This is a genomic window from Methanofastidiosum sp. (genome assembly GCA_013178285.1).
Taxonomy (GTDB): Archaea; Methanobacteriota_B; Thermococci; order Methanofastidiosales; family Methanofastidiosaceae; genus Methanofastidiosum.
Window position 1 is genome coordinate 1 of record JABLXD010000053.1, and the last position, 8,572, is coordinate 8,572.

General features: G+C 36.4%; 7 protein-coding genes and 1 pseudogene. 5 read left to right on the top strand and 3 right to left on the bottom strand.

Annotation, left to right across the window (positions count from 1 at the left end):
* Positions 1-113: 113 nt before the first annotated feature.
* The 3 genes and pseudogenes from HPY60_10780 to HPY60_10790 form a co-directional block, all read right to left on the bottom strand.
* On the bottom strand, positions 114-479 hold the full coding sequence (locus HPY60_10780; GenBank protein NPV51661.1) for a DUF555 domain-containing protein: 366 nt from the start codon (positions 477-479) through the stop codon (positions 114-116).
* 4 nt (positions 480-483) lie between these two features.
* The gene (locus HPY60_10785; GenBank protein ID NPV51662.1) at positions 484-795 is read right to left on the bottom strand and encodes a DUF357 domain-containing protein; all 312 of its coding nucleotides are present in this window, start codon (positions 793-795) and stop codon (positions 484-486) included.
* 499 nt (positions 796-1,294) lie between these two features.
* A pseudogene (locus HPY60_10790) lies at positions 1,295-1,555 on the bottom strand (hypothetical protein).
* Between the two features lie 174 nt (positions 1,556-1,729).
* Here HPY60_10790 and HPY60_10795 point away from each other — a divergent pair.
* The 5 genes from HPY60_10795 to HPY60_10815 form a co-directional block, all read left to right on the top strand.
* On the top strand, positions 1,730-3,463 hold the full coding sequence (locus HPY60_10795; protein NPV51663.1) for an Ig-like domain-containing protein: 1,734 nt from the start codon (positions 1,730-1,732) through the stop codon (positions 3,461-3,463).
* Positions 3,464-3,580: 117 nt separating this feature from the next.
* Positions 3,581-4,708, top strand: a complete 1,128-nt coding sequence (locus HPY60_10800; GenBank protein NPV51664.1) for an exonuclease — start codon at positions 3,581-3,583, stop codon at positions 4,706-4,708.
* A complete protein-coding gene (locus tag HPY60_10805) occupies positions 4,696-7,020 on the top strand; it encodes a DEAD/DEAH box helicase (GenBank protein NPV51665.1) in 2,325 nt (774 codons plus the stop codon). The genes HPY60_10800 and HPY60_10805 overlap by 13 nt, the downstream gene beginning before the upstream one ends.
* Positions 7,021-7,323: 303 nt before the next feature.
* The gene (locus HPY60_10810) at positions 7,324-7,470 is read left to right on the top strand and encodes a hypothetical protein (protein NPV51666.1); all 147 of its coding nucleotides are present in this window, start codon (positions 7,324-7,326) and stop codon (positions 7,468-7,470) included.
* A 3-nt stretch (positions 7,471-7,473) separates the two neighbouring features.
* Positions 7,474-8,572: Ig-like domain-containing protein (locus HPY60_10815; protein NPV51667.1), on the top strand; the 1,099-nt coding region annotated here is incomplete at its 3' end.

Consider the following 8,572-nt stretch of genomic DNA (forward strand, 5'->3'; position numbering starts at 1 on the left):
TTTTATAGTTAAGCTAGAAAAGGATGAGCAAGTTAGAAGGAAGGCTACATTAGTAAGGCATCCTTACAAAAAAGAAGGCGAATCAACTTATTATGATATAGGCGATCCAGGCATCATCGACGCTTCTTTCTAACCTTTTCGACCCTTTCTTTAATTTCAAAAGTCTTGAAAGGAACATCCTTTAGGGCTTTTCCTACAACAGCTTTTGCTATATTCTCTGCATGCTTAGTATTTTCAGCGTTGAAGATGTCAAGCGTTAGATAAATCCCAACAAGTGAAACATCTCCAACAAAAAATGAGCTTTCAAAATAATCGCCACATTTTGGGCACTGAGACATACCTATCTCAACTTTAACATACTCTAGTTTACTTGCTTTTAGTTTCTTATTAACAGTTGACATTGCAACTTTTATTGCATCTTCACCATCTTTTATATCTCTCACAATAATTGGAACTTCAAGTGTTACTTTGTAATCCAATTAATCACCTCGTCTCCTCTTCAAAAGCGAAATACTCGCTCGTTGAAACTTTAAATACTCCAAGCCTTGCACCTGCATCTAGGTATCCGTGGAGATAATTTAGTGAGGCAAAAGCTGTAACGTAGTCCCCTTTTTCCTTGAAATACTTTGCATCCTCATAGTACCTTTTTGCCATGTCTAAGTAGTCATTTGCAACTTTTTCCATATGGGAACCTTTAGGGGGATTAATTTTGATGTCATCAAAGGCTTTTTTTGCTATTTCAAAGTATTTTGTAAGTTTTTCGTCACTAATCTCTCTCAAAAAATCTCTCCTCAAATCTCGCTAATACCTTGCTTCTCACACAAATCTATGTAAACATATAATATTGCTTTGATAGGGAAAGTAACAGAATGCTTTATATCTATTGTGGATAAGTTTTAAAAGTCTTTTAAACTCAAATAAAATTTTCAATAACTTCTTGACCTTTTTTTCTTTTAGGTATTTTTTTGTTTTTCTTATGCTTTAATAAAGCCTCTTTTTTGATTTCCTTTTTCTTTGGAGGTCTAGATCCAACAATTCTTGATAGATCTTCTATAGGGGGCGCTATTTTGTTTCCATCTTTGTCCATGCCCAAAAGATCAAAGACATCCCAAGTTATCTGATGTATGCCGTTCCTATTAAATCCCCTCACATCATATCCTTCTAAGTTATACCCTTCAGGATCGAATTTTGTTTTTGTTTCTCTATGTATGCCTTTTTTGTCAAATCCATCTTTGTTGTATCCAAAAGAATCGTAGCCCTCGGGATTGAACTTATTATTCGTGTCTTTGTGGATGCCTTCTCGGTTGAATCCCCTTCTATTGTAGCCTCCTCTATCATAACCTTCTTTGTCAAACCCTACTAAATCAAATCCGTCTCTGTCAAACCCAGAAACATCAAATCCTTCCCTGTTATACCCTTCTAGGTCATACTTGTGTTTAGTTTTATTATGTATGCCATTTTTGTCAAAGCCTTTTTTGTCATACATTGTACCTGTGTCTCTGTGGATGCCTCGCCAGTCAAAGCCATACTTTTCATATTCGTTATTCTTTTTCATTTAGGTCAATACTTTCTGTATACTTTAAAATATATAGTTTTCTTATTACGACTTTTTTTATTAGTAATCTACGCCATTAGACGAAGTTGATTGCGACAACCGCAAACTTTTTATACTTTAAAAATTTATTTTAGGCGTCTATATAGAACTTTTAAATATAGATATGGAGGGGGTATGGGAAAAAGAAAATTAATTTCAATAATGTTATCATTAGTGTTAATTTCAACTGTTTTTTCAAGTTTTGCATTGGCTACTGGAGGCGGTTGCCCAACTACAGCAGATTATTATGTCACTGGAACTGTTGACAGTGACTCTACATTTAAAATTTATAAGGGAGATATACCAGGTTTACCCGCAGGGTATTATATTGAAAATGATAATCCTTTCTGTGAATCATGCGGGGATGCCGATGTTAAAGGATCTGGTACAAATAGGTATATAGAGTTTGATCCTGGAAGTTGTTGTGGCACCGCTACTTTCTTTTTCAAAGTAAAAACACAGGAAACATACACAGAATGCCATACCGAGAGAAAATGCGACAAAACATGGGTGTGTACTAGATGGCGTTATGGGCACTGCACTGACGGATATTGGGAATATTACAACTGTCGTGATGAGGAAGTATGCGAAGAGAAAACAAGGACAGTATATAAGACAGTAAAAGTAACTTTAAACGTTATTCAAAGCTATGACTATGAAATTACAGACAACATTAATAGCGGTGAAATCTACAAGTTGTATGAGAATGACTCTCGACTACCAGAAGGGGCAAATATTAAGGATAAGTTCTATTGTTCCTCTGAAATATGTGGGGAGCTAGATTATAAGAAGGTTACAGGTCCGGATTATATTCAATATATGCCCTACGTAGAAGAATGTTCAGACTGTCACTGGGAATGTTCGAGTTGCCGCTGTCACTGTGGAGATTGTGAATGGGTATGCGAAGGATGTGAAACAAGAGACTGCTGTGGAGAGCATACTTTCTACTTTAAAATAGAAGTGACGGAAGAATACCAAGATTGTGGTTGGGAACGCTTCTGTGACAAAAGATGGGACTGCGATAGATGGGGCCATAACTGTGGCTGGGATTATTACAACTGCCATAATGAGTGGATTTGTCATACTAAGACAAGGACAGTTGAAAAGATTGTAAAAGCTACGGTAACTGTCAACTGTGTACCACCTTGTGACACTGCACCAATCGCAAACGATGACTCTTACACAACAAATGAAAACACATGCGCCATCTTTGATGTCCTTGCAAACGACGTAGATCCAGACCACATCGATTCTCCAAATTTAACAATAGTTGACGTAACAGTCCCTGAATATGGCACTGCTGAAATATCTGGAAACAAAATTTATTACTGCCCAATGGGTAACTACTGTGGAGAGGACACATTTTACTATAAAATTAAAAATGAAAACGGGTGTGATGAATCTAACTATGCAAAAGTTGTAGTTACAATACCTTGCAAAACACCACTACCTGAGTCTATACTATACCCTGGTGTGGATATTGAGCGATTGACAATTCCTGGAGGTCCAATCCCTCTAGATGGTTCTGTTGGTGCAGTACTTGATACAGGCACCGATATTATATCTGATGGAAAAGTTGTAGCCACACTAGAAGTCATACCTGGAACTCAGACCTTACTCGTCCAAGTAGAAAACAGAGGATCTTTAACTCAAACAGATGTTGGGGTAAGATTTGAAGGATTGCCTGAAGGAGCAACCTACACTTTAGAGCCAGAGTTGCAAAAGATAACTGCACATAACATAGGCACTTACATTTTAACAATAACCGCTTCTCCAAATGTACAACCAGGAACATACACAGTAAAAGCAACAGCCTATGCCGCTATCGGATCTGTAGATGAAATTGAACTAAATGTAATAATTAAATAAATATTTATTTTTATTTTTATTTCTAACTCATTTTATTTAATTCTACAATATAATAATAACTCTTAAATAGAAATCGGTAACTAAAAGTTATTAGTCAATTCTATAACCTGTGAGCGTATGTCCATTAATTTTAAACCTGAGCAAGAGAAAAATGGAAAAGTTTCTGACAGGTCACCTTTTAGTGGGATTGGTAAAAGTTTTAGATCGAAAATTGACACAGTGAAAGAGTACGAGCTAGTAGAAGAAAATGAAGACACAAAAAATGACTTTTTCTACGGGATGCCCTTTGGCCTTAATTATAATGATTATGTCAATGCACAGAATCTAAAGAAAAATCTGATGGAAAAATATCAAGATGTGGAGCTATCTGAAGTCATTGAGGGCCATGAATCTGATGGTGGATACGGTAGCGTATTCACTATTAATCAGAATATCAACTCAGATCTAAAGAAGTTCTCAAGAGAAAAAGCAAAAGAAAAAATTTTATCAGAATTAAGATTAATCTATGGGATTGGGGACACGAAAAAAAAATATCTTAGAAGCAGAGGATATAACACAATAGAAGACCTAGTTTACCACCCGTATTTTTCAAAAGAGGCCAAAAGTTGCTTGAGTTTAATTGAATCAATGAATTCCAAAAATATAATGGATCGAATTTCCTACTGGTTGTCCCAATCAGATGAGCTTATGTACTGCTGCTCAGGTTTTCATGAAAAGGAAGATTTCCTCTTCTTTGATATTGAAACATTGGGATTATTCAATAGGCCAATAATACTAATAGGCATCGCTAAATTTAATGGCGAAAATCTTTTGATAAATCAATATTTCTTAAAGGATTTAACTCAAGAGCCTGCAGCTTTGAGTGAGTTCTCTTCTTTTATAGGTCCAAATACAGTTTTAGTTTCTTATAATGGCAAGTCTTTTGATGTCCCATATATTCGAGAAAGACTTTCTTATTATGGCATGCGAAGCCATATCGAAAAACCTCATTTTGACATGCTCCATTTTTCTAGAAGGGCATGGAGGAATAAATACCCAAATTGCAGGCTTGTAACGCTAGAAAAATACCTTTTTGGAATTGAAAGGAATGATGATGTGCCGAGTGCCCTTGTCCCTGAGTTTTATGAAACTTATCTAAGAACTGGGAATATAGGCCCAGTGATCCCGATAATTGAGCACAATAGGCAGGATCTTATTACACTTACAATGATATTTTCAAAACTTTATGAGGAATGGAGCCAGTGATTGAGAACATACTCCTTAAATTAAGGAAAGATCCCTCTTTTGATAGGAATATAGCCCATGTTGAGTCATTGCCGGAAAGAGGGCCTGTATATGGGGAGCTCAAAGAAGAACTGCCCATTAGCATCAGTGATTATCTCGAGAGAAAAAATATTAGGCTTTACAAGCATCAGCGTGATAGTTTAGAAGAAATAAGAAAAGGAAATAATATTATAATTACAACCCCAACTGCCTCCGGTAAGACCCTCGCATTTAACATCCCAATATTCGAAGCCCTATCAAAAGATAGGCATGCAACTGCCCTCTACCTCTATCCTGCAAAAGCATTGTCAAACGATCAGCTGAAGGTCTTAAGGGCTCTTGAGTTAGAGACTGAGATTAGGGTAAATCCTAATGTCTATGATGGGGATACCCCTTCAGCAATAAGGCCTAAAATAAGAAATGAATCCAGGATTATAGTTTCAAACCCTTATGAGATCCACCATATTCTTTCCTGGCATTACAAGTGGCAGCACTTCTTTTCAAATCTTAAGTTTATAGTTTTGGACGAGGCCCATATCTACCGTGGAGTTTTTGGCTCAAATGTTTCACTTTTGATAAGGAGGATAGAGAGGATATGTGAGTACTATGGGTCAAAACCGCAAGTTATTATTTCGACAGCCACTCTAGCAAACCCAATAGAGTTTGCAGAAAAGCTTACCGGATTAAAATATCAACTCATCTCAGAAGATGGCTCACCCAAGGGTAAAAAATATTTTATTTTTTATAACCCCTATAAGGATGGGGACTATCTATCAATCCATCAGGAATCAAAAAGACTATTTTTATTTTTCATAAGAGAAGGACTCCAGACCCTATGTTTTACAGTGTCAAGAAAAATGTCAGAACTAATTGCAAGGTGGTCAAAAGAATCACTGGACCCTTCAGAAGAATCTCTGAAAGACAAGATAATGGCATATAGGGCAGGATATCTGCCAGAAGAGCGAAGAAGGATTGAAAATGGCCTTAAAAATGGAGTCATTAAAGGCGTAACTTCTACAAATGCGCTTGAACTTGGAATTGATATCGGGGGTCTTGACAGTGTGATTATTTCTGGGTATCCTGGAACCGTTATATCAACGTGGCAGCAGGCTGGAAGGGCCGGCAGGGGTACAAAAGATTCAGTTGCAACACTTGTCGCATTTCAAAATCAGCTTGATCAATATTTCATGAGACATCCTCAAGTATTTTTTGGAAAATCCCATGAGCATGCAATAGTTGATCTTTCTAACCCATACATTCTTTTTGGACATACGATGTGTGCGTCTTCTGAACTGCCGATAGTTTTAGATAGGGATAGGAAATATTTGGGTGAATTTTTAGCCGATATTTTGGGCGAATTAAAGACTGAATCACTTGTCAAGGAAACACCAAACGGTTGGATTTACTCTGGAACAAAGAGCGCTCCAATGGTAGTAAGTCTTGACAGCATCTCTAGTGACATATTCAAAGTAATGTATCAGAATAAAACACTTGAAACTATGGATAGAGGGCAAGCTTACAGGGAAGCTCACGAAGGTGCAGTTTTGTTGCATCAAGGTGAAACATACATTGTGGATACAATGGATCTAAAAAATGGGATAATCAGGGCGAATAAAACTGATGTTGATTTTTATACCCAAGTACTAAAAGAAAGCTTTGTTTCTATTATCGATATTATTGATAAAAAATCGATTGGCGATTTAGAACTTTTTTTGGGGCATCTTAAAGTAACAGAAAATTACAATGCTTACAAGATTATGAGAGGAGACAGTGCAATAGGTTACAAAAATATCTATTTACCCCCTCTTGAATTTAATACCGTTGGATTCTTCTTTACATTTCCTTCTTCAATAGAGGATGAGTTGTGGGATAAGAGGGCAATTGACAAGGATATTTTAGAACTTTTGAATAAAAGAAAGAATGTAGACATAAGAAGGGAAGTTTTCGGTGGATCACTCCACGGGATTGAGCATGCCATGATTGGGATTATGCCTTTTCACGTCATGTGTGATCGTTGGGACATTGGGGGGTTATCAACTAACTTTCACCCTTCTACTGGAAAGCCAACGGTATTCATATATGATGGATTTGAAGGGGGGATAGGGCTTTCTGAGAAGGCTTACGAATTATTTGATGAAATAGTTAAAACTTCTCTAGAACTAGTAGAAGAATGCACGTGTGAGGAAGGATGCCCAGCATGTATATATTCGCCAAAGTGCGGGAATGACAATAAGCCGATGGATAAGAATGGTAGTATTTTTCTTCTGGATAAAATCGTGGGCTTTAATAAATAATTATTTTATTAGCTCTATTTTGTAAATAATGTAGGCACTTGACGTTTTAATTATTAACAAAACCCGAAAAAAATAACAATATATTTATTGATTATATATTATATTTCTATAAAATACTTCTTAATATATTTTTCAATTATTTGACATTAAAAAATTGAGATATTTCTAATTAAAATTGACAATCTTTCAATTTATTTCAAGAAAACCGCAAACTATTTAAATCATTAAATATTATAATAAATATTATATAAATAAATTATAATCGAGTATCAATAATGATAATAGATGTTGGGGATGGTCTTAATGGAAAAAATAAGTATGAGTAAGACAAGTTCTATAGGATTGACTGTATTTTTGATATTTGTTTTGATTGGAGCTGTTTATGGTAATCCAAATTATATATATCCTCACGATATAAGAATTACGATAAAATCACATAGGTGGGGGTAAACAATGTTAAATGTAAATAGAAAAATAATAGTGGTAATATTTGTTTTAGCGTTAATATTAACCTTGTTTTCCACTTTTGTATTTGCAGCTCCAATCCTTACATCTTCAATATCTGCAACGCCAATTGTTCAACCAAACGAGACAATAACTGTCGTAATGACAGTTACTAATACTGGAGACCAAACGGCAAATAATGTGCTACCTTCGACGTTAACTATTGGTGGCACAGGGACTGTGACAGGTCCATTAACAGGCCCCCCATTCACACCTGTAACTCTAGCAGCAGGAGGAAGCACAACATTCTCATGGACATACACTGCAGGACCAATAGGCGCAGACAAATATAGAGATGTTAACTTCACAGGTAACGCATCTGGGACATATGGAGCTTCAAGTACAGTTTCCTCATCACCAAGCACTTCAAACAACGTTGTTATAGGTTATTGTGATTATACAGAGTGTTATACTGTTCCATTTGGCGCTGAACGAAATCTTAATCTAAATGAAGCTTTCAAGTATTGTTTCCCTACTGCTTCTTCTGGTGGCATTACTATTTTTCTTGGACCTTTTTATGGAACAGCAACTTTACAGCCAGCCGGTCAACAGATTCGATATATATCTACTAACCGAGCTGCATGTGATGAAGGGCCAGATTGGATCATTTTCAAGGCTACAGATAATCAGGGTAATACTAGAGGGTATTTTAAAATTTGTATAGGTGTTGATTGTAGCGCCCTCCCAATCGCAAATCCCGACACAGCTACTGTATGCAGCAGTTCATACGTTGATATATATGTCCTTGGCAACGATATTAATTATGGAACTTCACCTGTACTTGCAGTTTTAGATCCTCCCCTTTTTGGATCTACTCAAATATTTAATAACGGAACCACCGGCGCGTATATTAGATATACTGCACCCACCTCCTCCGGTACTTATGATTTTAATTATACTGTAACAAACGGCATATACCCCTCAAACGCAGCAACTGTAACTGTAGTTGTCAAGAAGACACCAGTCGCAGTTGACGACAGTCCAGCTGCTATATGCAGCAATGCTCCTCCTCTAGACATAGCTGTACTATCAAATGATGCTAACTACA